The 24497-nt window shown below is 73.6% G+C and carries 21 protein-coding genes and 1 pseudogene; 9 read left to right on the top strand and 13 right to left on the bottom strand.

Features of this window, described 5'->3' with window-relative positions; translation table 11 throughout:
* Positions 1 to 64 precede the first annotated feature (64 nt).
* The 3 genes from IF06_RS0126410 to IF06_RS0126400 are packed head-to-tail and all read right to left on the bottom strand — an operon-like array spanning position 65 to position 3830.
* Complete coding sequence (locus IF06_RS0126410; RefSeq protein WP_030274217.1) at positions 65 to 1624, bottom strand: prenyltransferase/squalene oxidase repeat-containing protein; 1560 nt, start codon at positions 1622 to 1624, stop codon at positions 65 to 67.
* Positions 1621 to 2496: a terpene synthase family protein gene (locus tag IF06_RS0126405; protein WP_013475907.1), complete on the bottom strand. Its 876-nt coding sequence runs from the start codon at positions 2494 to 2496 to the stop codon at positions 1621 to 1623. Before IF06_RS0126405 ends, IF06_RS0126410 begins: the two co-directional genes overlap by 4 nt.
* Positions 2493 to 3830 carry a cytochrome P450 gene (locus tag IF06_RS0126400; RefSeq protein ID WP_030274215.1) on the bottom strand — a complete coding sequence of 446 codons (1338 nt, stop codon included), beginning with the start codon at positions 3828 to 3830 and terminating at the stop codon, positions 2493 to 2495. The genes IF06_RS0126405 and IF06_RS0126400 overlap by 4 nt, the downstream gene beginning before the upstream one ends.
* A gap of 311 nt (positions 3831 to 4141) precedes the next feature.
* Here IF06_RS0126400 and IF06_RS0126395 point away from each other — a divergent pair, with 311 nt between their 5' ends.
* The gene (locus IF06_RS0126395; RefSeq protein WP_013287422.1) at positions 4142 to 4390 is read left to right on the top strand and encodes a DUF2630 family protein; all 249 of its coding nucleotides are present in this window, start codon (positions 4142 to 4144) and stop codon (positions 4388 to 4390) included.
* A 51-nt stretch (positions 4391 to 4441) separates the two neighbouring features.
* On the opposite strand, the gene IF06_RS0126390 is transcribed toward IF06_RS0126395, so the two are convergent.
* From IF06_RS0126390 to IF06_RS0126380, 3 genes are all read right to left on the bottom strand, one after another.
* Complete coding sequence (locus IF06_RS0126390) at positions 4442 to 5371, bottom strand: serine protein kinase RIO (RefSeq protein ID WP_030274212.1); 930 nt, start codon at positions 5369 to 5371, stop codon at positions 4442 to 4444.
* Between the two features lie 212 nt (positions 5372 to 5583).
* Entirely contained in the window at positions 5584 to 6228 is a 645-nt protein-coding gene (locus tag IF06_RS0126385; RefSeq protein ID WP_013287424.1) for an HAD family hydrolase, read from the bottom strand.
* Positions 6229 to 6287: 59 nt separating this feature from the next.
* Positions 6288 to 7133, bottom strand: a complete 846-nt coding sequence (locus IF06_RS0126380; protein ID WP_030274210.1) for a carbon-nitrogen hydrolase family protein — start codon at positions 7131 to 7133, stop codon at positions 6288 to 6290.
* A 104-nt stretch (positions 7134 to 7237) separates the two neighbouring features.
* On the opposite strand from IF06_RS0126380, the gene IF06_RS0126375 reads away from it, so the two are divergent.
* From IF06_RS0126375 to mug, 6 genes are all read left to right on the top strand, one after another.
* Positions 7238 to 7810, top strand: a complete 573-nt coding sequence (locus IF06_RS0126375) for a TetR/AcrR family transcriptional regulator (protein ID WP_013287426.1) — start codon at positions 7238 to 7240, stop codon at positions 7808 to 7810.
* Positions 7811 to 7914: 104 nt separating this feature from the next.
* Positions 7915 to 8832 carry a TIGR04222 domain-containing membrane protein gene (locus IF06_RS0126370; protein WP_030274208.1) on the top strand — a complete coding sequence of 306 codons (918 nt, stop codon included), beginning with the start codon at positions 7915 to 7917 and terminating at the stop codon, positions 8830 to 8832.
* Positions 8829 to 9647: a DUF692 domain-containing protein gene (locus IF06_RS0126365; RefSeq protein ID WP_030274206.1), complete on the top strand. Its 819-nt coding sequence runs from the start codon at positions 8829 to 8831 to the stop codon at positions 9645 to 9647. The genes IF06_RS0126370 and IF06_RS0126365 overlap by 4 nt, the downstream gene beginning before the upstream one ends.
* Complete coding sequence (locus IF06_RS0126360; RefSeq protein ID WP_013287429.1) at positions 9644 to 10090, top strand: hypothetical protein; 447 nt, start codon at positions 9644 to 9646, stop codon at positions 10088 to 10090. The genes IF06_RS0126365 and IF06_RS0126360 overlap by 4 nt, the downstream gene beginning before the upstream one ends.
* A 31-nt stretch (positions 10091 to 10121) precedes the next feature.
* Positions 10122 to 10883 (top strand): SDR family oxidoreductase, encoded by a 762-nt coding sequence (locus tag IF06_RS0126355; RefSeq protein WP_030274204.1) that lies wholly within the window; start codon positions 10122 to 10124, stop codon positions 10881 to 10883.
* Between the two features lie 58 nt (positions 10884 to 10941).
* The gene (gene mug / locus IF06_RS0126350) at positions 10942 to 11562 is read left to right on the top strand and encodes a G/U mismatch-specific DNA glycosylase (RefSeq protein ID WP_030274202.1); all 621 of its coding nucleotides are present in this window, start codon (positions 10942 to 10944) and stop codon (positions 11560 to 11562) included.
* On the opposite strand, the gene IF06_RS0126345 is transcribed toward mug, so the two are convergent.
* The 3 genes from IF06_RS0126345 to IF06_RS0126335 all read right to left on the bottom strand — a co-directional run bounded on the left by IF06_RS0126345 (position 11559) and on the right by IF06_RS0126335 (position 14712).
* Positions 11559 to 13541 carry an ABC transporter ATP-binding protein gene (locus IF06_RS0126345; protein ID WP_030274200.1) on the bottom strand — a complete coding sequence of 661 codons (1983 nt, stop codon included), beginning with the start codon at positions 13539 to 13541 and terminating at the stop codon, positions 11559 to 11561. The two genes, mug and IF06_RS0126345, sit on opposite strands and share 4 nt — an antisense overlap.
* 132 nt (positions 13542 to 13673) lie before the next feature.
* On the bottom strand, positions 13674 to 14441 hold the full coding sequence (locus tag IF06_RS0126340) for an enoyl-CoA hydratase/isomerase family protein (protein WP_013287433.1): 768 nt from the start codon (positions 14439 to 14441) through the stop codon (positions 13674 to 13676).
* Positions 14442 to 14484: 43 nt separating this feature from the next.
* The gene (locus IF06_RS0126335; RefSeq protein WP_007072022.1) at positions 14485 to 14712 is read right to left on the bottom strand and encodes a helix-turn-helix domain-containing protein; all 228 of its coding nucleotides are present in this window, start codon (positions 14710 to 14712) and stop codon (positions 14485 to 14487) included.
* Positions 14713 to 14989: 277 nt separating this feature from the next.
* Between IF06_RS0126335 and IF06_RS33250 the strand changes: the two are divergent.
* Positions 14990 to 15448 (top strand): annotated as a pseudogene (locus IF06_RS33250) (cadmium resistance transporter); the annotation flags it as partial.
* A 176-nt stretch (positions 15449 to 15624) separates the two neighbouring features.
* Here IF06_RS33250 and IF06_RS0126320 read toward each other — a convergent pair.
* Positions 15625 to 17232, bottom strand: a complete 1608-nt coding sequence (locus tag IF06_RS0126320; RefSeq protein WP_013287435.1) for an ABC-F family ATP-binding cassette domain-containing protein — start codon at positions 17230 to 17232, stop codon at positions 15625 to 15627.
* Between the two features lie 247 nt (positions 17233 to 17479).
* Between IF06_RS0126320 and IF06_RS0126315 the strand changes: the two genes are divergently transcribed.
* Positions 17480 to 18394, top strand: coding sequence for a neutral zinc metallopeptidase (locus IF06_RS0126315; protein ID WP_013287436.1), 915 nt, complete (start codon positions 17480 to 17482; stop codon positions 18392 to 18394).
* A 71-nt stretch (positions 18395 to 18465) separates the two neighbouring features.
* Here the strand turns inward: IF06_RS0126315 and IF06_RS0126310 are convergent, their stop codons facing one another.
* From IF06_RS0126310 to IF06_RS32325, 3 genes are all read right to left on the bottom strand, one after another.
* A complete protein-coding gene (locus IF06_RS0126310; RefSeq protein WP_030274192.1) occupies positions 18466 to 19683 on the bottom strand; it encodes an RCC1 domain-containing protein in 1218 nt (405 codons plus the stop codon).
* A 163-nt stretch (positions 19684 to 19846) separates the two neighbouring features.
* Positions 19847 to 20485, bottom strand: coding sequence for an acVLRF1 family peptidyl-tRNA hydrolase (locus tag IF06_RS0126305; RefSeq protein WP_030274190.1), 639 nt, complete (start codon positions 20483 to 20485; stop codon positions 19847 to 19849).
* An 85-nt stretch (positions 20486 to 20570) separates the two neighbouring features.
* The gene (locus tag IF06_RS32325; RefSeq protein WP_232236773.1) at positions 20571 to 24275 is read right to left on the bottom strand and encodes a M12 family metallo-peptidase; all 3705 of its coding nucleotides are present in this window, start codon (positions 24273 to 24275) and stop codon (positions 20571 to 20573) included.
* Positions 24276 to 24497 lie beyond the last annotated feature (222 nt).

The following is a 24497-nucleotide window of genomic DNA, read 5'->3' as shown; positions in this document are numbered from 1 at the left end:
GGTCTTCGGTCGGTCCGAAATCCGATCGACTCCGGCGCACGCTAGCAGCCGTCGGGAACCTCATTCAAGCGATCCTGATCATGGTAGGTGCGGCCCCGGTCCGGGTCGCCCCGGCACGGCCGGAGGCCGCCAGCACCGCGGCGCGCACGATCCGCGTCGGGCGGTAGAGGTCCTTGTCGTGCCATAGTGCCGGTTCACCGTCGCATCCGTCCAGCTCGGACAGTCGGCGACGCCCCCGCGCCAGCGCCGACGTGATCCGGGAGTCGCCGGACCGGCCCGCGTCGGCCAGGGCGAGCACCGCGTACGCGGTCTCCTCGGCGGTGCCGTCCCACCGTCCCCAGGAGCCGTCCGGGCGCTGCGTGTCCAGCAGCCAGGCCACCCCCCGCTCGACCGCGGCGCGCGCCGCGCCGTCCGGCGCGTGGTCGGCGAGCGCCAGCAGCACCGCGTAGGTGGCGTAGTACGGCGAGGCGTGCCAGCGGTCCTCCCACCGCCCGTCCGGCTCCTGCCGGCCCAGCAGCCACTCGGTGACCCGGCGCCGGGCGCCGGTGACGCCGGGCGCGCTCGGTTGCTCGCCGAGCGCGTCGAGCACGTGCGCGTTCGTGGTCAGCGACGCCCCGTCCTCCCCCGGCCAGGTGCAGAAGTGCCGTCCGGTGTCGAACCCGGCCAGCGGCGCGACGCCGGGCGCGCGGCCCAGCCGGGCCAGCGCGTAGAGCGTGACCGCCGTGGTGTCGGCGTCGGCGGGCAGGCCGGGCGCGGTGGCCGCACCGGCCGGTCCGACAGCGGCGCGCAGCTCGGTCAGCACCGGGTCGGGCGCGCCGACCGGCACGCCGGCCCGGACCAGGATGCCGAGCACCCAGGCCCGTTCGAAGACGGTGATCGGGCTCGCGCAGGGCACCGGACCGGGCCGGGCGACAGCGTTCAGGTAGTCCAGTGCCGGCCCGGGCTCCGGACCGCCCAGCCAGGCGGCGGTCGCGGCGGGTGAGGCGCCGACCGCGCCGCTGGCCGAGGGACGCACCCCGGGCGCGCGGTACGCCAGCTCGCCCGCCACCTCCAGCGCGTGCGCCAGCTTCTCCGGTACCGGCCTCCCGGTGGCGAGCAGTCCGCGTACCCGGGTCAGCCGGGCCGCGTCGAGACCGGCCGGCAGCGGCAGACGGGGCCGGCCGGCCCACTCGGCCAGCCCGGGTGGCGGACCGGCCGGCCCGTCGAGATGCCGGTCCACAGCGGTCAGCAGCGCCGGCACGATCAGGTCGGTGGCCGGCAGGTCCGGCGGGGCGCCGGCGCGCAGCGCGCCGGTCAGGTACGCCAGCCCTCGGTGCGCGGCGGCGGCGGGCGCGGCGGCCGGGCCGTCGCGGTGCAGCACGGTCAGCAGCGCCTCGATCGCGCTCAGCGTCGGCACCAGCGCGTACCCGCCGGCACCGCCCCAGCCGCCGTCCGGACGCTGCCGGTCCAGCAGCCAGGCCACGCGCCGGTCGTGGCCGTCGAGCCAGGGCGCGAGCGCGACCAGCCGTCCGGTCTCGTAGACCGACGGCGACGTCTGCCCCTCCGGTTCACCGCCGAGCGCCGTGATCAGGTCGCGCGTGGTCCCGGACCGGGTGGCGGGCACCGATCCGGCGGTGAGCGTCACCGCACGCCCCAGAAGTCGGTGTTCCGGTAGAAGCCGGTGGTGAAGCCGAGCTGCCGGGACAGGAAGTCGGCCTCCCGCGGCACCTCGCCGGCCAGCTTCGCCAGCAGGACGCGGCAGTGGTCGACCTGCTCGGCGAAGCGCCGCTCGACCTCGGCCGGGTCGTCGACCAGCAGCAGCGCGTTGAGGTCGCCGGACTCGGCGTCGCGGCGGTGGGTGCCGAGGTCGTTGACCAGGCGCAGGGCCCGCTGGACCTCGTCGCCGACCTGGATCAGCCGCTCCAGCGTGCCGGCGTCGGACACCGATCCGGTGTGGATCCAGTGCGCCACGTTCACCACTGTGGCGGCGAGGTTGTCGGCGTTGGCCAGATAGTCGTCGAGGGTGGGGCGGCCGGTGCGCCGCCAGTCCCACTCGCGGGCCATCGCGTCGAGCGTGCGTGCCATCGTGTCCCGCCAGTGGCCGCGCAGCGCCGGATAGGCGGGCGCGGCGGCGACGTCGTCCCGCAACTCGGCGAGGAACCGGCCCAGCGGGTCGGCGGACTCGCCGCCGTCGAGCACGTCCAGGCAGACGCCGGTGATCCGGTCGACCTCGGCCCGGCTGGTGGCCTGGTGGTCGACCAGCCAGTCGACGGCGAAGCCCCAGAGGACCGCGCGGTTGGTCACCGCGAGTTCGGCGGCGGTGTGCCAGGGGGCGCTGAACGCCATCGCCTGCGCGATGCTGCTGAACAGCGTCGCGTCGAACGGGTCGCCGGGGAACAGCTCGGGATGCGCGGCGGCGGCCCTGCGCAGGCCGCGCTGGCCCTGCGCGGCGAGCGCGCAGACCCGGCCCTGCTCCGCGGCGACCGCAAGCGGATCGGGTGTCGGCCCGTCGGTCATGCCGGCTCCGTCCGCCCGGCGGCGACGAGCGTCAGCTCGACGCGTTCGCGCGGCCGCAGGGCCGCGGCCAGCCGCAGTCCGGGTACGCCGGGGCGGTGCAGCCGGAACCGGTAGCGGCTGAGCATGGTGGCGAGGATGAGCTGGGCCTCCAGGTAGAACAGGTACATGCCGAGGCACTGGTGCGGCCCGCCGCCGAACGGGAAGTGGGCGTACCGGTGCCGGGCCCGGACCCGCTCGGGGCGGAACCGTTCCGGGTCGAACTCGTCCGGACGGTCCCAGAACTGCCGCATCCGCTGGGTGATCAGCGGGCTGACCGCCATCGTGGCGCCGGGCTCGATCGGCACGCCGTCGATGACGTCCTCGGCGACCGCGCGGCGCGGGATGATCCACCCGATCGGGTAGAGCCGCAGCAACTCGTCGAGCACCATCCGGGTGTACGTGAGGCGGCTCAGGTGCTCGCGGCGTACCGGCTCGCCGCCGACCACCTCGTCGATCTCGGCGTAGAGCCGCTCGGCCACCTCGGGGTGCTGGTCCAGGTGCGGCCAGGCCCAGGTCAGCACGTTGATGGTGGTCTCCGTGGTGGCGGCGAACATCGCCACTGTGTCGTTGCGGACCTGCCGCTCGTCGAGCTGCCGCCCGTCGTCGGTGCGGGCCTGCCAGAGCGTCGAGATGACGTCGTCGCCCTGGTCGGCGGACTCGCGCGTCTCGCGGACGATCGGCACCAGCACGTCGTCGACGATGCGGACGGCGCGGGCGAACGTGCGGTCCCCCGGCATCGGCAGGGACAGAGGCGCGAACGGCACGATGATCCGGGGGATGACGGCGGTGGCGATCCGGTCCTGCGCCTCGATCACGCGCATCGCGTCCGGCACCGAGATCCGGTCGGCGAAGAGCACCTTCATGATCGCCCGGCTGACGATCCGGGCCTGCTCCACGCCGATGTCGACCGGCTGACCGGCGCGGGCTGGCTCGTCCAGCTCCTCCACCGCGTCGCGGATCGCGTCGGCCATCCCGTCGACCAGCGCCTCGACCCGCTTGGCGGTGAACATCGGCTGGAGCATCCGGCGGCTGGCCGACCAGATCTGCCCCTCGCCGAGGATCCCCTCGCCGAACAGCCGCTTGACCGGGCGCCAGAACAGCCCGTCACCGGCCCGTTCGTAGTTGTCCGCCCGGTCGCGCAGGACGTGCTGCACGTGCTTGGGGTGGGTGACCAGGTAGGGGCGGAACGAGCCGAGGTTGAGCCGGACCAGGTCGCCTTCGGTACGGTTACCGATGTCGATGAGGGCCCGGGCGGGGTCGCGGAGCACCGCCGGCAGGATCTGCCGCAGCGGCACGGTTCGGGGTCGGCCGGTGGGCCTCGGTGTGTCCGTCGGTTCGGGCACCTGAACGCTCCCTCGGTTGACTCAGGGTCGCGACTCCGTATCGACCCGTGACGTTGCTCGCGAGCATGCCATCCTGAGCCGCAGATCAAAAGGCAGGTCGGAGGATATTTCACGTAGCAACAATCTCTTTGTCGAGAATGGAGCCGGTGGGATATGCGTCACTCGCGTACACAGTGGCCGTTGCGGAGAGCGAGCAACGCTCACCTCCGGCGGACGGCGGCAGAACGCGGGCGCGGACTCGTCCGCTGTGCCAAGCTTCGGGCATGGACGACAAGACCATCCTCAGCCGGATCTCGGAACTCGTCGACGAGGAGCACCGGCTGCGTGCCGACGCGCAGCAGCACGAGGCCGGCACCGACGACGAGGCGCGGGAGCGGCTGCGCGCGCTGGAGGAGTCCCTGGACCAGTGCTGGGACCTGCTGCGCCGCCGCCGGGCCGCCCGCCAGGCGCACGGCGACCCGGACGCCCAGGGCGAGCGCCCGGTGCCGGAGGTCGAGCGCTACCTCCAGTGACCCGGACCGGACGGGCGTCCCGGGCGGTCTCCCGCCCGGGACGCCCGCCGGTCAGCGGATGCCCGCCTCCCGCAGCAGCGCCTCGGTCAGCGCCATCGGGTCGGTCACCGTCGCGGGCATCCCGCGGGCGGTGAACCAGGCGGCCACCACCCGCACGTCGCGGGCCAGGAAGTCGGCCCCCTGCGGGTTGGCCACCACGTCGACCACCTGCGGCAGGTCGATCATCACCAGCCGGCCCGCGTGCACCAGCAGGTTGTACGGCGACAGGTCGCCGTGTGCGTACCCGGCCCGGGCGAGCACAGTCAGCGCCTCCACGAGCTGGTCCCACAGGTCGCGCAGCTCGTCGTCGTCGGGCCGGACCTGGGCCAGCCGCGGCGCGGCCTCCCCCGCCTCGGCGTCGCCGACGAACTCCAGCATCAGCTCGGTGCCGAGCAGCTGCACCGGGTAGGGCACGGCGATCCGCCCGGAGGCGGCCCCGATCTCCCAGAGCTGGGACAACGCGGCGAACTCGGCCGCCGCCCACTGCCCGGCGATCATCTGCCGGCCGAACGCGGTGCGGCCGGTCATCGCCCGCATCTCACGGGACCGGCGTACCCGGCGGCCCTCCAGGTAACCGGCGTCCCGGTGGAACAGCCGGTGCTGGGCGTCGCGGTACCGCTTGACCGCCAGCAGGCACGCGCGGTCGGTGCCCGGCACGGCGCGGCGGACCAGGTGGACGTCCGCCTCCTTGCCGGTCTTGAGCACCCCGAGCTCGGTGTCCCGGGCGGCCAGTTCGGTGACCAGCCACTCCGGGTACGGCTGGGGGCCGTGGACGGCCTGGTCCCAGGAGGACCAGGCGTCCTCCGCCTCGGGCTCGGCGTCCGGGTCGGTGAGGGTCGGCGGGGTGTGCCGCCCCCGCTTCAGGAAGTCGGGTTCGTCGTCGTCGAAGCGGCTCTTGCCGCGGCCACGGCGCTGCGGCGCCGGGATGTCGTGATCGCGCACGGGTGGATCTGTCCTTCGATCGAGGCTGGTGGAGGCAGGTGGTACGACCCTGCGAAAACGGCCATGACCGACCCCCTCTCCTCGACCGGGCACACCCGGCTGCGCACTCGCGCGGCACCATGCTCGTGCCCCGCCCGCGGCGGGTCAACGGATTTTCCGCGTGGTGCGCCGCTGTGCCGCCGCGCTGCCTGCCGGCCGCGCCGCTGCCGCCGTCAGCCGGCCAGTACGGCCGCGACGGCCGCAATCAGACCGTCCTCGATCCGGGTGGGCGCGAACCTCGGGTCGGACCAGCGGCGTCCCCGGTGCAGCCAGACGCTGGGCAGGCCCACGGCGGTCGCGCCGCCGATGTCCGCCTCCGGACTGTCGCCGACCACCCACGCGCCCCGCAGCGGCATCCGGGCCCGCTGGGCGGCGAGCGCGAAGATCCTCGGGTTCGGCTTGCTGACGCCCGCCTCCTCGGAGATCACCCAGTCGGCGACGTACCGGTCCAGGCCGGTCTTGCGGATCTTGGCGTCCTGTTGACGGGACGCGCCGTTGGTGACCACCACCGGCACCCAGCCGGCGTCGGCCGCGATCCGCAGCGCGCAGGCCACCAGCGGATCGAGCCGCATGTGGGCCACCACGCCGTCGTGCAGCTCGTCGACCAGGTCGATCGAGGGGATGCGCAGCGCGTACCGGTCGCGGATCGCATCCGCCACGTCCCACCTGTTGGTCAGCCCGTCCGCGTCCACGGACACCAGCCAGTCGAGGTCGGCCCGGGGCGCGCCGATGCCGTCCAGGAAGCGTTCTCCCCAGGCGCGGAACGGCCCGTCGCGGTCCAGCAGGGTGTTGTCCAGATCGAGCAGGAGCAACGGCACCTGGGCACCCTACGGGAACGGCTGGAGCACCGACAGGGCCGAGGGCCCCGCCACGGCGATCAGGCGACGAGGACGGCGCGATCCGCCCCGGCGTCGAGCGGGCGGTCCAGCAGCATCGTGTGCGCCGCGCGGGTGGCGGCCAGCGCGTCCGGGTCGAGCGTGGCCACCAGCACGTCCTCGCCGGTGTCGGCGCCCCGGGCCAGCGGCCGGCCCTCCGGGTCGTACACCGCCGCGCCGCCGTTGAACCGCCACGGATCGGTGCCGCCGACCGAGTTGGCGAACACCACGTACATCGTGTTGTCCAGCGCCCGGGCGGCGTAGTAGAGGTCGCGGCGGTGCGCCGAGCCGGCCAGGTAGCCACTCGGGCAGAGGTAGCCGTGTGCGCCGTCGCCGGCGGCGGCCCGCGCGTGCTCCGGGAAACAGCCGTCGTAGCAGACGCCCAGACCCAGCCGCCACGTGTCGACCTCGATCGTGGCGCCCCGGCGTCCGGCGTCGAACAGCTCCCGCTCGCCGCTCCAGAGCTGCTGCTTGTCGTACGCGGCGGTGACAGTGCCGGCCGGGTCCACGACGAGCGAGGAGATGGTGCGCCGCCGGTCGGGGTGGCGGACGGCGGCGCCGATCACCACTGCCGCGCCCGCGTCGGCGGCGGCGGAGCGCAGCGGGTCCAGCCGGGCGTCGGTCACCCGGCCGTCGGCGTCGGCAGCCACGTCCGTGGCGTCCGGATCGGCGCCGAGGGTCGGCGGGTGGTACGCCGGCAGGAACAGCTCGGGCAGCACCACGACGCGGGCGCCCTCGGCCCGGGCGACGAGGCGGGCGGCGGCACCGGCGTTGCCGGCGACGTCGCCGGGGACCGGCTGGGCCTGGACGGCGGCGACGGTGAGCGGGCGCGCGGGAGGGGCGGTCACCCGCCGATCGTAACCACCGGACGGCGGCAGATGATCAAGCGTCGGAGCATCTCAAGCCGTACGTACGGTTTGCATCGGCCGCTTCCACCTGCGACGATCCGTTCGTGCCCAGAGTAAGTCAGGACCAGCTCGACGCGCGCCGGCAGGAGATCCTCGCGGCGGCGCGGGCGTGTTTCGCCCGGCACGGCTACGAGGGCGCCACCGTGCGGCGGCTGGAGGAGGCCACCGGCCTGTCCCGGGGCGCGATCTTCCACCACTTCCGGGACAAGGACTCCCTCTTCCTCGCCGTGGCCGAGGACGACGCCGCCGCGATGGTGGAGACGGTGGCCCGCAACGGCCTCGTGCAGGTCATGCGCGACCTGCTGGCCCGGGCCGTCTCGCCGGACACCACCGGCTGGCTCGGCAGCCAGCTGGAGGTCTCCCGCCGGCTGCGCACCGACCCCGCCTTCGCCAAGCGCTGGGCGGAGCGTTCCGAGGCCATCGCCGGGGCCACCCGGGAGCGCCTGCTGCGCCAGCGCGAAGCCGGCGTGCTCCGCGACGACGTGCCGATCGACGTGCTGGCCCAGTTCCTGGAGCTGGCCTACGACGGGCTGGTGCTGCACCTGGCGATGGGCCGTCCGGCCGGCGACCTGGCCCGGGTGCTCGACCTGGTCGAGGAGGCCGTCCGCCGGCACTGAACCGGCGCCGGTCTCGGTCCGGTAACTACCCCGCTCCAGGAGATCGACTCTGGCGCGCCTGCTCCACAATGAGCCGCGACCCCTCCGCGCGACAGGAGCAGACGATGACCCCTTCCGACACCTGGGGCATCCCCGGCCCCGTCTTCCTGCGCTGGTACCTGCTGCTCGCCGTCGTCCTGGTGGTCGGCGCGATCGTCTACCGGCGGCGGATGCTGGCGGGCACGGCGGTGACCGCGTACGGCGACCTGGGTCCGCAGCAGGTCGCGTACCTCAACGGTGGTGACCAGCTCGCCGTCTGGGCCGCGCTCGGCGGGCTGCGCCACTCCGGCGCGGTCGGCGTACGACCGGACCGGCGGCTCACCACGGGCGGCCCGCTGCCGGCCGGGGCCACCCCGCTGGACCAGGCGGTCCACCACGCGGCGAGCCGGGGTCTGCGTACCCGGGAACTGGCCGCCGACGAGTGGGTCCGGCGCGCGCTCGACGACCTGCGCGACGGCCTGGTACGCCGGGGCCTGGCACTGGACCAGGAGCGGCGCCGGACGCTGCGGCGCGGCGCGCTGCTGGTCGGAGCCCTGCTGGCGATCGGCATCGTGCGCGCGATCTCCGGGCTGCTCAACGACCGGCCCACCGGCTGGCTGCTGCTCAGCCTGTTCCCGCTCGGCCTGGCGTTCGTGCTGCTCAACCGCGTGCCCTGGCGGACCCGGGCGGCCACCGCCGCGCTGAACGACATGCGCCGCCGGCACGCCTGGCTGCGGCCGGCCGCCGGACCCGCGTACTCCACGTACGGCGCGACGGACGTGGCGCTGGGCGTGGCGCTGTTCGGCACCGCCACGCTCTGGACCATGGATCCGGGCTTCGCGGAGCAGGCCGAGATCCAGCGGCAGGCGATGGGCAACGCGGGTGGCGCCAGCTCCGGCACCTCGTGCGGCGGCGGGGCGACCGCCGGCGGCGGCTCCTGCGGGGGCGGCAGCTCGTGCGGCGGGGGTGGTGGCTGCGGCGGGGGCGGCGGGTGCGGCGGATGAGCGGCCCGTCCGGCGTCGGCATCGGCTGGCGCCCCGAGATCGCCGGTTTCGTCGCCGGGCTGCCGGGGCTGCGCTTCGTCGAGGTGGTCGCGGAGGCGGTCGCCCCGGCCGGGCCGCTCCCGGACGGGCTCGCCGAGCTGCGCGGACGCGGCGTCGACGTCGTACCCCACGGGGTGCGGCTGTCCCTCGGCGGCGCCGAGCCGGTCGACCCGGCGCGGGTGGCGCACCTGGCCGGGGTGGCCGCGGCCCTGGACGCGCCGCTGGTGAGCGAGCACATCGCGTTCGTGCGGGCCGGCGGCCTGGAGGCCGGTCACCTGCTGCCGCTGCCGCGCAGCCGCGAGGCGGTCGCCGCGGTGGTGGCGAACGTCCGGCGGACGCAGGCGGAGCTGCCGGTGCCGCTGGCCCTGGAACCGATCGCGGCGCTGTTCGACTGGCCGGACGACGAGCTGGACGAGGCGGACTTCCTCACCGAGATCCTCGACGCCACCGACGCGCTGCTGCTGCTCGACATCGCGAACGTGCACGCCAACGCCCGCAACCGGGGCGGCGATCCGGCCGCGCTGCTGGACCGGCTGCCGTTGGAACGCATCGCCTACGTGCACGTCGCGGGCGGCGCCGAGCACGGCGGCTTCTACCACGACACGCACACCGATCCGGTGCCCGAGGCCGTGCTGGACCTGGTCCGCGAGCTGTGCGCCCGGCGCCGGCCGCCCGCACTGCTGCTGGAACGCGACGGGCACTACCCGCCCGCCGCCGAGCTGCGCGGCGAGCTGGACGCGCTGGCCGCCGCGTCCGGCCACCCGGTGGTCACGTGAGCGGTGACCTGGCGGCCCGGCAGGCCGAGCTGGTCGCCGCGCTCGTCGCCGGTGGACCGCTGCCGCCCGGCTTCGCCCCGGCCCCGGTCGAGGCGGCCCGCCGGGCGCTGCTGCGCAAGCGGGCCGGGGACGTGGCCCGGCACTGGCCGCTGGTCGCCGCCGGCCTCGGACCGGACTGGCCGGCCGCGTTCACCACGTGGGCCGACGGCCGTCCCACGAACGGGTCGCTGCGCGACGGCTGGGACCTGGCCCGCGACCTGCGCGACCGGGACGCGCTGCCGCCGCTGGGCACGGAGGAGCTGGCCGTGCGCGAGGCCGCAAGCCGCTACGACGGCCGCCGCCCGCCCCGGCCACGCCGGCTGCCGGCACTCGCCCGCGTCGGCGGCGCCGTCGCGGTCCAGGTCGCCGGCCGGGTACGCCTGGTGCGGCCCGCCCCGCGCTGACAGGCACCCGCCGGTACGGCAGGATCGGTGCATGGATCTCGGACTCGCCGACCGGGTGTACGTGCTCACCGGCGCCTCCGGCGGCCTCGGCTTCGCCACCGCCGAACACCTCGTCGCCGACGGTGCCCGGGTGGTCATCTCCGCGCGTACCCCGGAACGGGTGGCCGCCGCGATCGAGGCGCTCGGCGACCCGCAGCGGGCGATCGGGCTGACCGCCGACCTCGCCGACCCCGCCACCCCGGAACGGCTCGTCGCCGCCGCCCGCGAACACTTCGGCCGCCTCGACGGCGCGCTGATCTCGGTCGGCGGCCCGCCGCCCGGCACCGCCGCCACCGTCACCGACGAGCAGTGGCGGGAGTCGTTCGAGACCGTCTTCCTGGGCAGCGTCCGGCTCGCCCGTACGGTGGCCGGAGCGCTCACCGACGGCGGCGCGATCGGGCTGGTGCTGTCCACCTCGGTACGCGGACCGCTACCAGGCCTCGGCATCTCCAACGGCCTGCGGCCGGGTCTGGCAGGCGTGGCCAAGGACATGGCCGACGAGTTCGGCCCGCGCGGCGTCCGCGTGGTCAGCCTGCTGCCGGGACGGATCATGACCGACCGCAACCGGGAGCTGCTTGCCGGTTCCGGCGATCCCGAGCGGGCCCGCGCGCAGGCCGAGGCGGCGATCCCGCTCGGGCGCATCGGCGACCCGGCGGAGTTCGGCAGGGTGGCCGCGTTCCTGCTCTCCCCCGCCGCCGGGTACGTCACCGGGATCACCGTTCCGGTCGACGGCGGCGCGCTGCGCGGGCTGTGACGGTGGCTGCGGTGGTCGGGCTTCCCGCGGCGGGCCGGTCACCCGGGACGGTGGGCCGGTGAGCGATCGACGGCGGCCGGCCGGTGGGCGGCCCGAGGCCGCGCCCGGACCGGGCACGCCCGCCCGCCGCCACCCCCGGCCCAGCCGCGAGCAGCTCGCCGCGGCGGCCGACCGGCTGCTGCCCGACGTGATCGCGCCCGGCCTCGACGTGCTGTTCGTCGGCATCAACCCGGGCCTGTGGTCGGCGGCCACCGGCTGGCACTTCGCCCGCCCGGGCAACCGGTTCTGGCCCGCCCTGCACCGGGGCGGCTTCACACCACGCCTGCTGCACCCCAGCGAACAGGACACGCTTCCGGCGCTGGGCCTCGGGATCACCAACATGGTGGCCCGGGCCAGCGCCCGCGCCGACGAACTGACCGCCGGCGAACTCGTCGACGGCGCCGCCACGCTCACCGCGAAGGTCGAGCGCTACCGGCCGCGCTGGGTGGCTGTGGTCGGTGTGACCGCGTACCGGATCGGGTTCGCCCGGCCGAAGGCCGGTTTCGGGCCGCAGCCGGAGACGCTCGCGGCGGCCCGGCTCTGGGTGCTGCCCAACCCGAGCGGCCTGAACGCCCACTTCACGCCGGAGACGCTCGGCGCCGCGTTCGCCGAGCTGCGCGCCGCGGTCGCCGCGGGCTAGTTGGCGGCCGCCGGGGGCATGGCCTCGTGGGCGACGTAGGTGCCCATTGGCACCGTGGTCACCACCGGCTCGGGCTGCTCGGCCTCGGTGTGGGGCGCCGGCGAGTCGGTGACCGCGAACTGGGTGCGGTACAGCTCGGCGTACAGGCCGCCGACCGCCACCAGCTCGTCGTGCCGGCCGCGCTCCACGATCCGGCCCTCGTCGAGCACGAGGATCTGGTCGGCGTCGCGCACTGTGGAGAGCCGGTGCGCGATCACCAGCGCGGTACGCCCGGTCAGCGCCACGGACAACGCCCGCTGCACCGCAGCCTCGCTCTCCGAGTCCAGGTGGGCGGTGGCCTCGTCGAGGATCACGATCGACGGGGCCTTGAGCAGCAGCCGCGCGATGGCGATGCGCTGCTTCTCGCCGCCGGAGAAGCGGTAGCCCCGCTCGCCGACCGTCGTGTCGAGCCCGTCCGGCAGCGCCCGGACCAGGTCGGCGACCTGCGCGCCGGCCAGCGCCGCCCAGATCTCGTCGTCGGTGGCGTCGGGCTTGGCGTAGCGCAGGTTCTCCCGGATCGTCTCGTGGAACAGGTGCGAGTCCTGGGTGACCACGCCGATCTCGTCGCGCAGCGAGGCGAGCGTCGCGTCCCGCACGTCGACGCCACCGACCAGCACCTGGCCGTCGCTGACGTCGTAGATCCGGGAGATCAGCATGGACAGCGTCGACTTGCCCGCCCCGGAGGGGCCGACCAGTGCCACCATCTGCCCCGGCTCGACGGCGAACGAGACACCCCTGAGCACCGGCTCGTTCACCGTGCGGTCGAGGGTCGAGACCTCCTCCAGGGAGGCGAGCGACACCTCGGCGGCGCTCGGGTAGCGGAAGCGCACGTCGCGGAACTCGACCCGGCCGTTGCCGCGCGGCACCGGTACCGCGTCGGGCTTCTCGGCGATGGACGGGCGCAGGTCGAGCACCTCGAAGACCCGGTCGAAGGAGACGAGCGCGCTCATCACGTCGACCCGAACGTTGGACAGCGCGGTCAGCGGGCCGTAGAGGCGGGTCAGCAGCAGTGCGAGCTTGACGACGGTGCCGGCGCTGACCGCCCCGGTGACCGCCAGCCAGCCGCCCACGCCGTACGTCAGCGCCTGGGCCAGCGACGCGACGAGCAGCATCGCGACGAAGAACGTCCGCGAGTACATCGCGGACTGGATGCCGATGTCGCGTACGCGCTCGGCCCGGCGGGCGAACCGGTCGGCCTCCACCTCCGGCGCGCCGAACAGCTTGACCAGGAGCGCGCCCGCGACGCCGAACCGCTCGGTCATCGTGGCGTTCATCTTGGCGTCGAGGTTGTACGACTCGCGGGTGATCTCGGCCAGCCGCCGGCCGACCCGGCGGGCCGGGATGATGAAGATCGGCAGCAGCACCAGCGCCATCACGGTGATCTGCCAGGACAGCACGAGCATCGCCCCGGCGGTGAGCACGAGCTGGATGACGTTGCTGACCACGCCGGACAGCGTCGAGGTGAACGCGCGCTGGGCGCCGAGCACGTCGTTGTTGAGCCGGCTGACCAGGGCGCCGGTCTGGGTGCGGGTGAAGAACTGCAACGGCATCCGCTGGACGTGGTCGTACACCCGGGTGCGCAGGTCGAGGATGATGCCCTCGCCGATGCGGGCCGAATACCACCGCTGGACCAGGGAGAACAGCGCGTCGGCCACGGCGAGCGCGGCGATGATCAGGGCGAGCCGGACCACTGTCGAGCGGGCGTCCGGGCCGCCCCCGGCGATCGCGTCGATGACGTCGCCGGCGAGCAGCGGCGTGGCCACGCCGATCACAGCGGCGACGATCACGGTGATCAGGAAGACGACGATGTCGCGCCGGTAGGGCCGGGCGAACGCGACGATCCGCCGGGCGGTGCCGCGCTTGAGCTCGTGGGCGGAGACCTCGTCACGGTTACGCAGCGACCGGAGCATGCTCCAGCCGCCCATGCCGCCGCCGGCCATCGGGTGGGACACTCGTCACCTCCGGGTCGTCGGGGCAGCATGAACCGTCGGAGTCCATTCTCCCGACGCCTGTGACAACCTCGCGAGTAACCCGGATCTTCCCGAACGGTCCTTACGAAATCGCCGTACCGGCTATTCGCCCCGCCCGGCCAGGTCCCGGATCCGCCGGGTCTGCGCCTCGCGCTCGGCGCGCTGCTGCTCGGCGTGCGAGCGCACGGCCGCGCCCGCGAGCAGCGCCTTGATCTCGATGATCGCGTCCCGGTTGTTGGCGAGCAGCCCGGCGGAGAGATCACGCACCGCGCCGTCCAGCTCGTCGTTCGGCACCACGAGCGTGGCCAGACCGATCCGGTCCGCCTCGGCGGCGTCCATCCGCCGGCCGGTGGCGCAGATCTCCAGCGCCCGGGAGTAGCCGACCAGCTCGACCAGGCGGCGCGTGCCGGCCAGGTCGGGAACCAGGCCGAGGGTCACCTCGGCCATCGAGAGCTTCGCGTCGGCGGCGAGCACCCGCATGTCGCAGGCCAGCGCCAGCTGGAAGCCGGCGCCGATGGCGTGGCCCTGAACCGCGGCGATCGACACCACGTCCGGCCGGTGCAGCCAGGTGAAACCGTCCTGATAGCCGGCGATCCGGTCGGCGCACTCCGCCTCCGGCATCGCGGCCAGCTCGGCGAAGGAGCCCGGCCCGGTCGCACCGGCGACCGCCAGGTCCAGGCCCGCGGAGAAGGCGCGCCCCTCTCCGCGTACGACGACGACGCGTACGTCGCCGGGCAGGTCGCGGGAGAAGTCGCTCATCGCGCGCCACATCGCCGGGGTCTGGGCGTTGAGCACGTCGGGCCGGCACAACGTCACCGTCGCGACCGGCCCGTCGCAGTCGAAGCGCACTCCGGTCGTCTCGGCGGTCACCGGACACCCCGGAACGCGCTGATGGACGACGCTGGGGGGCGGGTCACGCCTTCTTCCGGCGCCGGGCGCCGCCGCGCTGCCGCAGCTGCACCCCGGACTCGGTGAGCACCCGGTGGATGAACCCGTAGGAACGGCCGGTCGAGGCCGCCAGAGCACGGATGCTCTCTCCGCCGGTGTACCGCTTTACCAGGTCTTTGGCGAGCGTCTGACGCTCGGCCCCGACGATCCGGCGACCCTTCTCAGTGCTGGTGGCTGTGCCGGTGGCTGCCATGCTGATTCCTCACGTCCCAGACTGTGCGGTTCGGATACGGTCCCACCTATTAGACCGCCTCGGACGATCATGCGCCAGATATCAACTATTCGCCAACCGACACGCTACGCAATGTCAGCTTCCCGATAGAGTGATCCTTCCGGCCGGCTGATCCGTACCGGCCCGCCGGACGAACCCGCCGGACGAACCCGTCGGCGCCACTTCGGCGAAGTGGCGGCATCGCCGCGCTCCGGACACCTCCAGTTCGGCGAGCTGGTGTGGATCATGCGGATGACGGGTGCGCGGGGGCCGTATCGTGCCCGGGGTGTTCGACGTGATCACGGCCGCGGCGGGTGCGGCCGGCGTGTTCGCCGCCACCAACCTCGACGACATCGTCGTGCTCACCGTGCTGTTCGTGGCGGCCCGGCACAACGGCCGGCCCCGGCCCTGGCAGATCGTCGCCGGGCAGTACGCGGGCATCGGCGCGCTCGTCGCGGTCGCGGTGGTGGCCGCCGCCGGGCTGCTCGTGGTGCCGGATCCGTGGCCCGGCCTGCTCGGGTTGCTGCCGGTCGCGCTCGGCGTCCGCGCGCTGCTGACCCGGCGCGACGACGACGAACCGCCGGCGGTGGTCGGCAGCCTGCTCGGCGTCGCCGGGGTGACGATCGCGAACGGCGCCGACAACATCGCCGTCTACGTGCCGGTGTTCCGCGCCCTCGACCCGGTCACCGGGCTGATCTGGCTGCTGGTGTTCGCCGTGCTGGTGGCCGTGTCGATATCTACACTATCCTCTTCGTCGGCAGCGTCAGATGTGTATAAGAGACAGCGCCCACCCACCCCGCCGCCCACCCCGTCGATCATGAAGTTGACGGCGATCTGGATCTCCAGAAGTGCCGTCAACTTCATGATCGACCGACAAAAAAGTGGGGTGGGGGGTCAGGCCAGCTCTACCAGCTCCAGCAGGTCGTCGGACCAGGCGTCCTCGTCGCCGTCGGGCAGCAGGATGGCGCGGTCCGGCTTGAGCGCGGTGACCGCGCCCGGGTCGTGCGTGACCAGCACGATCGCACCCGGGTAGCGGGCGATCGCGTCGAGCACCTGCTCGCGGCTGACCGGGTCGAGGTTGTTCGTCGGCTCGTCCAGCAGCAGCACGTTGGCGCCGGAGCAGACCAGCGTGGCCAGCGCCAGCCGGGTCTTCTCGCCGCCGGAGAGCACACCGGCCGGCTTGTCCACGTCCTCGCCGGAGAACAGGAACGCGCCGAGGATCTTGCGCAGGTCGGTGTCGGTCTGGTCGGACGCGGCGCTGCGCATGTGCTCCAGGATCGTCCGGTCCACGTCGAGCGTCTCGTGCTCCTGGGCGTAGTAGCCCAGCCGCAGCCCGTGCCCGGGGCGTACCTCGCCGGTGTCCGGCTCCAGCAGCCCGCCGAGCATCCGCAGCAGCGTGGTCTTGCCGGCGCCGTTGAGGCCGAGGATGGCCACCCGGGAACCCCGGTCCACAGCCACGTTCACGTCGGTGAAGATCTCCAGCGACCCGTACGACTTCGACAGGCCGTTCGCGGTCAGCGGCGTCTTGCCGCACGGCGCGGGGCTCGGGAACCGTACCTTCGCGACCTTGTCCGCGACGCGGACCTCGTCCAGGCCGGAGAGCAGGCGCTCGGCGCGCCGGGCCATGTTCTGCGCGGCGACGGTCTTGGTGGCCTTGGCCCGCATCTTGTCCGCCTGCGCCATCAGCGCGCCGGCCTTCTTCTCGGCGTTGGCCCGCTCCCGGCGGCGGCGCCGCTCGTCGGTCTCCCGCGCCTCCAGGTACGCCTTCCAGCCCAGGTTGTACGTGTCGACCACGGACCGGGTGGCGTCCAGGAACCAGACCTTGTTGACCACCGCCTCCAGCAGCGAGGCGTCGTGGGAGATCACGATCAGGCCGCCCTTGTGGTTGGCGAGGAAGCCGCGCAGCCAGGTGATCGAGTCGGCGTCGAGGTGGTTCGTGGGCTCGTCGAGCAGCAGGATGCCGCCGCCGTTCTCGCCGGCGTCGCGGAACAGGATCCGGGCCAGCTCGATGCGGCGGCGCTGACCGCCGGAGAGCGTGCCGATGGTCTGCGCCAGGGCGCGGTCGGGCAGGCCGAGGTTGGCGCAGATCCGGGCCGCCTCGGCCTCGGCCGCGTAGCCGCCGAGCGAGGCGAACTGGTCCTCCAGCGCGCCGTAGCGGCGGACGAGCCGCTCGTCGTCGGCGCCCTCGGCGAGCTTGTCCTCCAGCTCCTTCATCTGCGCCATGAGCACGTCCAGGCCCCGGGCGGAGAGCACCCGGTCCCGGCCGGTGACGTCCAGGTCACCGGTACGCGGGTCCTGCGGCAGGTAGCCGATGGCGCTGCGCCGGTCGATCTGGCCGCCGTACGGCTGTCCCTCCCCGGCGAGCACCTTGAGCGTGGTGGTCTTGCCGGCGCCGTTGCGGCCGACCAGGCCGATCCGGTCCCCCGGCTGCACCCGCAGGGTGGTGTCGGACAGCAGGATCCGGGAACCGGCGCGCAGTTCCAGGCCGGTGGCAGTGATCATCTCGGAGTACTCGCTCTCGGGTCCGGAAGGGCTGACTCAGGGCACGCGAAAGCGCCGGCGGGTGGTGATTTCCCGTCGGCGCGGGGCCGTTCAGCCTTCGCAGCGCAGCACGGGGGCAAGTGTACCGGGCTCCGCGGGGCCACTCCCCCGGATTACCGTGCAAGATCATCGGGTACGGAAACCGCCGTCCGGACCCGGTCCGGTACCGCAACCACCACATACGGACACATCGGTGATCGGGGTCAACATGGAGCTGAACGAGAACGCGCGGGTCGACACCAGCCAGGTGGACGACCGGCGAGGGTCCGGCGGAGGCGGCGGGATGGGCATTCCGATCCCGATCGGCGGCGGCCGGGGCGGGATCGTGGGCATCATCATCGCCGTGCTCGTCGCCCTGGTGGGCGGCGGGTTCGGCCTCAACGCCGCCACCAACGGCGGCGGTTCCGAGCAGGGCGACAACACCTCGCTGGAGCAGAAGTGCTCGGCGCAGGACGCGCTGAAGCAGCTCGACTGCCGCAACGCGCTCTACGTCAACTCGATCCAGGCGTACTGGCGTACCGCCATGCCGGAGGCGTTCGGCGAGCAGTACCGGCCGTCGAAGACGGTGTTCTTCAGTCAGAACGTGAGCACCGCCTGCGGCGCTGCCGACTCGGGCGTGGGCCCGTTCTACTGCCCGGCCGACGACCTGGTCTACATCGACCTCAGCTTCTACAAGCTGCTCGCCGATCAGCTCGGCGCGGAGGGCGAGTTCGCCCAGCCGTACGTGCTGGCCCACGAGTACGGCCACCACGTGCAGGACCTGCTCGGCACCGAGGCGCAGATGCGCCGCCAGCAGCAGCGCGACCCGCAGAGCGCGAACGCGCTCTCGGTCAAGCTGGAACTCCAGGCCGACTGCTACGCCGGGGCCTGGGCGAAGAACGCCACCGGCACCGCCGACGACAAGGGGCAGAAGATCTTCACCAGCATCACCGAGCAGGACATCTCGCAGGCCATCGACACCGCCGAGAAGATCGGCGACGACGCGATCCAGCAGCGGTCCGGCCGGCCGGTGAACCCGGACGAGTTCACCCACGGCAGCTCGGAGCAGCGCAAGCAGTGGTTCACCAAGGGCTTCACCACCGGTGACCCGAAGTCCTGCGACACCTTCGGTTCGGGGGCCTGAGCCGCTCCGCGCACCGGCCCGCACCGCTGACCCAGGTCAGCGGTGCGGGCCGGTGCCGTTGACCGGGCCGGTCAGGCGGGCAGGGTCACCTGACCCGGGGTGGACCGGTTGACAGTCGTCCCGTCGCCCAGCTGGCCACCGCTGTTGTCGCCCCAGCACCACAGGCCGCCGTCGGTGCGGATCCCGCAGCCGTGGTCGGTGACCGCGAGGCCGCCGGTCCAGGTGGTGGCCGTGCCGACCTGGGCGGGCGCGGACCGGTGGGTGGTGCTGCCGTCGCCCACCTGTCCGGCCGAGTTCTTGCCCCAGCACCACACGCTGCCGTCCGTACGCGACGCGCAGGACGTGTCGCTGCTGGCGGCGATCCGGCTCCACGTGGTGACGGTGCCGATCTGCACCGGCGCGGTACGGTACGTGCCGCTCACGCCGAGCTGCCCGTATCCGTTCTCACCCCAGCACCACAGCGCGCCGGAACGGACCCCGCAGGTGTGCGCGTACCCGGCCGCGACGCCGGTCCACCCGGTCGTGGTGCCGACCTGCGCGGGCGCCGTCTGGGGCGCCAGGTTGCCCAGGCCGAGCTGGCCGTCCGAGCTGGACCCCCAGCACCAGAGCGTGCCGCCGGTCCGGATACCGCAGGTGTGCCCGAAGCCGGCCGAGACGCTCACCCAGTCGGTCGCCGTGCCGACCCGCAACGGGGTGTTGGCGACGTACGGCGAGGTGCCGACGCCCAGCTGCGTGGTCCGGTTGAATCCCCAGCACCAGAGCGTGCCGTCGGTGCGGATCCCGCAGGTGTGCGAGGGGCCGGCGTCGACTCTGGCCCAGCTGGTCGCGGTGCCGACCTGCACCGGGGCGCTGCGGCTGGTGGTGGTGCCGTCGCCGAGCTGGCCCCGGAAGTTCGAGCCCCAGCACCACAGCGTCCCGTCCGTGCGGACCGCGCAGGTGTGCCCGGAGCCGGCGTCGACATTCGTCCAGGTGGCGGTGCCGACCCGCGCCGGGGCGCTGCGGTTCGTGGTGGTCCCGTCGCCGAGCTGGCCGCCGTAGTTCGAGCCCCAGCACCACAGTCCCCCGTCGGTGCTGATCGCGCACGTGTGCGCCCCGCCCGCGGTGACGCTGGTGACTGCGGGCGCGGCGAGCGCGGCGCGCTCGACCGGGCCGGCGGCCGCGTTCGCCGTGCCGGCCGTCAGTGTCGCGGTGAGCACGAGGCTTCCGGCGCTCATCGCCGCCGCCGCGACGAGGAGCCTCGTCGCACGGCGCCACCGGGTCCGCAGCCGGCCGTCCTGATATCCGCTCATGAAGTTGTTCTCTCCCAACGATGTCGGCGTGATGGCGGAGGCGAAGCTGGCCCTGCGGGTCGCCCGGAGACCCGCCGCTTCATGACACCGACCTTATGCATCGAGTCGATTCGATGCATCATCGACGAGCGGGATTGCGCCGTCTTGAGGTGATCTTTCCTGTTCAGCGGACCAGGATGTGGACCGCCCGGGCGGCGGCGACTGCCGCCACCAGCACCGCGTGCCGGGGCTCCGGCACGTCGAGCAGTCGCGGCGCGCGCAGTGCCGCGAGCGGGGCCAGCCGCCGGTCGGCCAGCACCGTGTCCACCGCGCGCCGGTCGCCGCCGCACACCAGCGCCGCCAGCGTGCCCGCCTCCGGCAACAGCAGGCGTACGGCCAGCTCGGCCGCGTCGCCCAGGGCGGCCTTCGCCTGGTTGTCGCGCCGCCTGGCGAACCGCTGCTGGGACCAGCCGCCTGCCGCGGTACGCCCCTGCACGTACCGGGTGTCCACCTTGGAGACCACCAGGTCGGTGCCGTCGGCGACGCCGACCGCCACAGCGCCCTTGCGGGCCAGCAACAGGCCGAGCCGGCGGGCCGCCGTGGCCGAGGCGACGAATCCGGGTACGTCCGCCGACGCGCTCGCGCCGGGCGGGGTGTGCAGCTCGGCGGTGGCGCCGTCCGGGGCGGTGAGCAGGAGCCCGTACTCCTGCGCGGTCGTCGTCGGCGGGCCGTGCCGGCCGGTGAAACCCTCGACCCAGCGGGCGACGCGGCCGGGGTCGACCTTGACCCACCGGCCGCCCCCGGCGGCGGGTCGGCTGCTCATGGCCCGACGGTACGCCATCCACGGACCCGGGAACGCAACGCGGGAGGACACCGCTGCCGGTGCCCTCCCGCGTCTACCGCGTGGATCAGTGGACGGTGAGGTTGCCGCCCTTCAGCTTGACCTCGGCGGTCGCGCCGCCCGTCCAGTCGGACGACAGGAGCAGGGAGCCGCCCTTCCACAGCGTGACCCCGACGGTGTCGTTCCTACCGGGGGCGCCCCGGTCGGTCACCGTCACGGCCAGGGTCAGGCCGGAGGCCACCAGCTTGCCCTTGTTGTCGTACAGGGCGGCCTGGTAGCGCACCTGGGCGGTCCGGCCCGCCGAGGTGACGCCGAGCGCGTCGACGGTGCCGGCCTTGATCGTGTACGACTTCCCGCCGGAGCGGAACTCGACCTCGGCCCTGCCCGTGGCGGGCTTGTTCGCCTTGCCCGGCTTCGCGTTCAGCTCCACCTCGACTGTGGAGTTCACGTCGGCCGGGTAGGTCCCCGCCGAGCGGGTGGCGGTGAACTCGCCGCCGCCGGTGAGGAACCCGCCGTCGGAGACGGCGACCGTGACCTGGGCGGTGGTGCTGCCCGTGTAGTTGCCGCCCACCGTCGCGGTGACGGTGTGCGTGCCCTTCGGCAGGGTGGCCGTGCACGCCGCGGACGCGGTGGTGGTGGCCGTGCCGAGCAGGGCCGGCACGGCGGTGCACAGCGTCACGCCGTCCCTGGTGAAGGTGACTGTGGCGGTACGGATGTCACCGGCTGTGGTGTCCGTGGCGCCGGGCAGCACCGAGCCGTCCCGGAGCACGGCCCGTAGCAGCGCCTGGCCGGACGCGCCGCCGGTCGCGGTGTTCACGAGCGTGTCACCGGCCCAGCTGACCGCCGCGTCCTCGGCGGCGACGGTGACGGTGAACGAGGTGCTGCCGGTCAGCCCGGAGCCGTCGGACACGGTCACGGTGACCGGGTAGTCACCCGGGGCCGCCGTGGTCGTGCCGGCGCCCGTCCAGGTACGCGTACCCGGACGGGCGTCCGTCGCCGAGGTGCTCGTGACGGCCAGGGACAGGCCGGCGGGCAGCCCGGTGGCGGCGGCGGTCAGGTCCGCGCCGGTGGTGTCGCCGTCGGTCGCGGTGACGGTGACGGCCGGCGAGAGCGCGTCGCTGTACTGCACGCTCACGCCACCGCCGGGGGCGGTGCTGGTGACGACCGGGGCGGACCGGATGGTGAAGTCGGCGTCGTTGACGTCGAAGAAGACGTTTCCGACGGCCTCGATCTTGATCCGGGCCTTCTCGGTCGCCACGTTCGGCAGCGTCACAGTCGCGGTGCCGGTGTTGGCGGTCTGCTCGGCCAGCACGTACGGGAAGGTCAGCCCGCCGTCGGCGGACAGCGAGATCTTCACCTGCGCGGCGTTCACCGGCGCCACGTCGGTGCCGGCGACGTCCCACGTCACGGTCCGGGTCGAGCCGCCGTCCAGGACCGCGGCGGTGTCCTGGGAGGTCACCAGGAACGGACCCGCGTCCGGTGCCAGCACCACGGCGACGTCCGCGCTGCCGATGCCGCCGCCACCCAGCCGCCCGTCCCGGGCGGTGAGCTTGAAGTGCAGGGTCCGGTCACCGGCGATGCCGACCCAGTCGCGGGTGGGCAGGAACTCCGAGTAGCAGTCGACCAGCTCGGCCGGCACGTTCGAGGCGCCACCGGTGGCCGGCGGTGCCGGGGGCGCCGGGCAGGTGCCGGTGGCGGCGTTGGTGTTGCCGGCCAGGATCTGCCTCATGTCCGGGAAGACCCGGGTCGAGTCGGTGGTGACCGAGTTCAGACCCGGCGAGTAGTACTTCAGCGTGTCGGTCGGCGACACGATCGCCGCCTCGCCGAACACCCGGAACAGCGGACCGTTCACCTTCGTGTTGTTCGTCAGCGCGGTGCCGGTCGTGGCGCCCCTGTCGTTCTGCTCCCACAGGTACGTGACCGTGTCCCCGTCGGCGTCGGTGGCGCTGCCGGTCAGCGCGAACGGCGTCCGCACCGGGATGGTGACGGTGTCCGGGACGGTGACCACCGGGGCGTGGTTCGAGGTCTCCTCGACCAGCCAGCCGCCGTTGTCGATGGCGCCGCCCTTGGCCGTCTCGCCGACGAACCCGGAGGCGCCGGAGGCGTTCGTCAGCTCCAGCGACGCCACGTTCGTGGTGGCCAGCGTGCCGCCGAAGGTCACCTGGAAGCCGTTGTCGTTGAGCGTGCCGCTGCCACCGAACGCGGCCACCGTGACCGTCGCGCCGGCCGGCCAGCCGGCGATGCCCTCGACGGCGGCCTTGATGCCGGCGGTGGTGTAGTTGACGCCCCGCACGATCGGCGCCGAGTCGGCGCCCGCGTAGCGGACGGTGAACGAGTCACCGTCGGCGTCGAACCCGTACAGCGAGACGTTCTGCACTTCGTTGATCGCCGGGCGGTTCGACGTGACGTAGTTGGTGATCTCGGTGTAGCTGCGGTGCGACCAGTACGGGTCGCTGTGCGGCTGGAGGTTGTCCTGCTGGCAGATGCCCGCGTACGCCATGATCGACGAACCGCTGCCCGGCTCGTACGAGTTGGCCGCGCTGCGGTTGCCGCCCGAGCAGTTGTACTGCGTGCCGTTGAAGGTGTGGTTGCCGGCGAACTGGTGACCCATCTCGTGCGAGACGTAGTCGACCGCGTAGAAGTCGCCGACCGGCGTCGGCAGGCCGGTGCAGCCCTGCGCCTTGCCGTTGCCGCCGATCACGCCGAGGCTGGCCACACCGCCGCCGTTGACGCCCAGGCCGACGTGGCCCACGTCGTAGTTGCTCGCGCCGACGAGCTGGCCGAGCACGATCCGGTTACGGCTGAGCGTGCCGCCGCCGCAAGAGGTGAGCTGCGCCGGCGTGAAGCAGGCAGCCGCGCCGCACGGGCCGTTCGGCTCGGTGGCGAGAGCCGGGGTGTTCAGGTTGGTCTTGTCGGTGTCGTTGATCAGGACGAGCCGGATCGCGGTCTCGTCCTCGTAGATCTGGGTGACCCGGTTCATCAGCGTCACCTTCGCGGCGGTGACGTTCTCCGCGCCGAAGTAGGTGGCGTACGACGGGTCGGTCACCAGCGCCACCCGGTAGGTGCGCAGCTTCACCAGCGGCCCGGCCGGCACCTCCGCCTCGGCGATCTCCTCGGCCAGCGCGTGCGCCTCCTGCGTGACGTCCTCACGCTCGACGAACTCGCCCTCCGGGTGCTCCAGGTCGCGGGCGAAGTAGCTCGCGTACAGGCTCTGGTCGCGCTGGTAGTACGGGTCGATGTACCAGTTGCCCTCGGCCGAGCGGACCGAGGCGTGGAACCCGAGCGGGGTGAGGTCCGCGCGGATGGTCGCGGTCGGGTCGTCCAGGCCCTTGCCGGCGTACGTGGTGATCTCCGGGTGCTTCGCGGCCAGGCCCGCCTCCATCACCGGCGAGTCGACCAGCTCGAACCGTTGGAACGTGCCGTCCGGAGCGGGCAGCGACACCACCTGCTTCGCCACGCGGGCCACCGCGACGCGCTTCTCGGCCGGAGCCTTGTCCAGCAGGCCCTTCATGCTGCCGCGGTCCAGCTTGTACGCGGTCAGCCGCTTGGCCTTGATCGCGGCCTTGCGGCCCGCCTTGGTGGCGGCCGGCTTGCCGTCCACCTTCTGCCACGGTCCGTGGACAGCGGGCGCGGCGGAGACGGGCGCGGGCGCGGCGAGAACGGGAAGTGTCGCCGCGGCCAGCGCGGCGACGAGGAGGGCAGCGGTCCGTCCGCGCCGAGCCCGGCCGGCGGGTTGCCGGTCGCGCGGCGGACGCCCCAGGGTGATCCTCAAGTCTTCTCCCTGCGGTCGGGTGTGGACTGATGCACGACCGGCGGGGATGACCGGGCGTACGTGAACGGTCCACGGATCGTTCCGTGACCCTAGGACCACTCGCGACCTCGAACATCAACCGGAAAGACGATGCGGTTCTACCTGGACGGTGATCCGCGCCGTCCCGGCCTGCGGGATCCGCGCTTCGCAAGGGCGAGCCGGCCGGCCTGACGGCCGACGACA

Origin of the sequence: Micromonospora globosa, from assembly GCF_000717585.1 — a bacterium.
GTDB classification, from domain to species: domain Bacteria; phylum Actinomycetota; class Actinomycetes; order Mycobacteriales; family Micromonosporaceae; genus Micromonospora; species Micromonospora aurantiaca.
Note: the sequence above shows the minus strand (reverse complement) of the source record. Positions and strands in the feature narration are given on the sequence as shown.

Bases quoted from the DNA above. Each gene is read 5' to 3' on its own strand.
- IF06_RS0126405 (WP_013475907.1), bottom strand. From the start codon at position 2,496: ATGACCGACGGGCCGACACCCGATCCGCTTGCGGTCGCCGCGGAGCAG.
- IF06_RS0126395 (WP_013287422.1), top strand. From the start codon at position 4,142: ATGGACGACAAGACCATCCTCAGCCGGATCTCGGAACTCGTCGACGAG.
- IF06_RS0126370 (WP_030274208.1), top strand. From the start codon at position 7,915: ATGACCCCTTCCGACACCTGGGGCATCCCCGGCCCCGTCTTCCTGCGC.
- IF06_RS0126365 (WP_030274206.1), top strand. From the start codon at position 8,829: ATGAGCGGCCCGTCCGGCGTCGGCATCGGCTGGCGCCCCGAGATCGCC.
- IF06_RS0126355 (WP_030274204.1), top strand. From the start codon at position 10,122: ATGGATCTCGGACTCGCCGACCGGGTGTACGTGCTCACCGGCGCCTCC.
- IF06_RS0126345 (WP_030274200.1), bottom strand. From the start codon at position 13,541: ATGGCCGGCGGCGGCATGGGCGGCTGGAGCATGCTCCGGTCGCTGCGT.
- IF06_RS0126335 (WP_007072022.1), bottom strand. From the start codon at position 14,712: ATGGCAGCCACCGGCACAGCCACCAGCACTGAGAAGGGTCGCCGGATC.
- IF06_RS0126320 (WP_013287435.1), bottom strand. From the start codon at position 17,232: ATGATCACTGCCACCGGCCTGGAACTGCGCGCCGGTTCCCGGATCCTG.
- IF06_RS0126315 (WP_013287436.1), top strand. From the start codon at position 17,480: ATGGAGCTGAACGAGAACGCGCGGGTCGACACCAGCCAGGTGGACGAC.
- IF06_RS0126310 (WP_030274192.1), bottom strand. From the start codon at position 19,683: ATGAGCGGATATCAGGACGGCCGGCTGCGGACCCGGTGGCGCCGTGCG.
- IF06_RS0126305 (WP_030274190.1), bottom strand. From the start codon at position 20,485: ATGAGCAGCCGACCCGCCGCCGGGGGCGGCCGGTGGGTCAAGGTCGAC.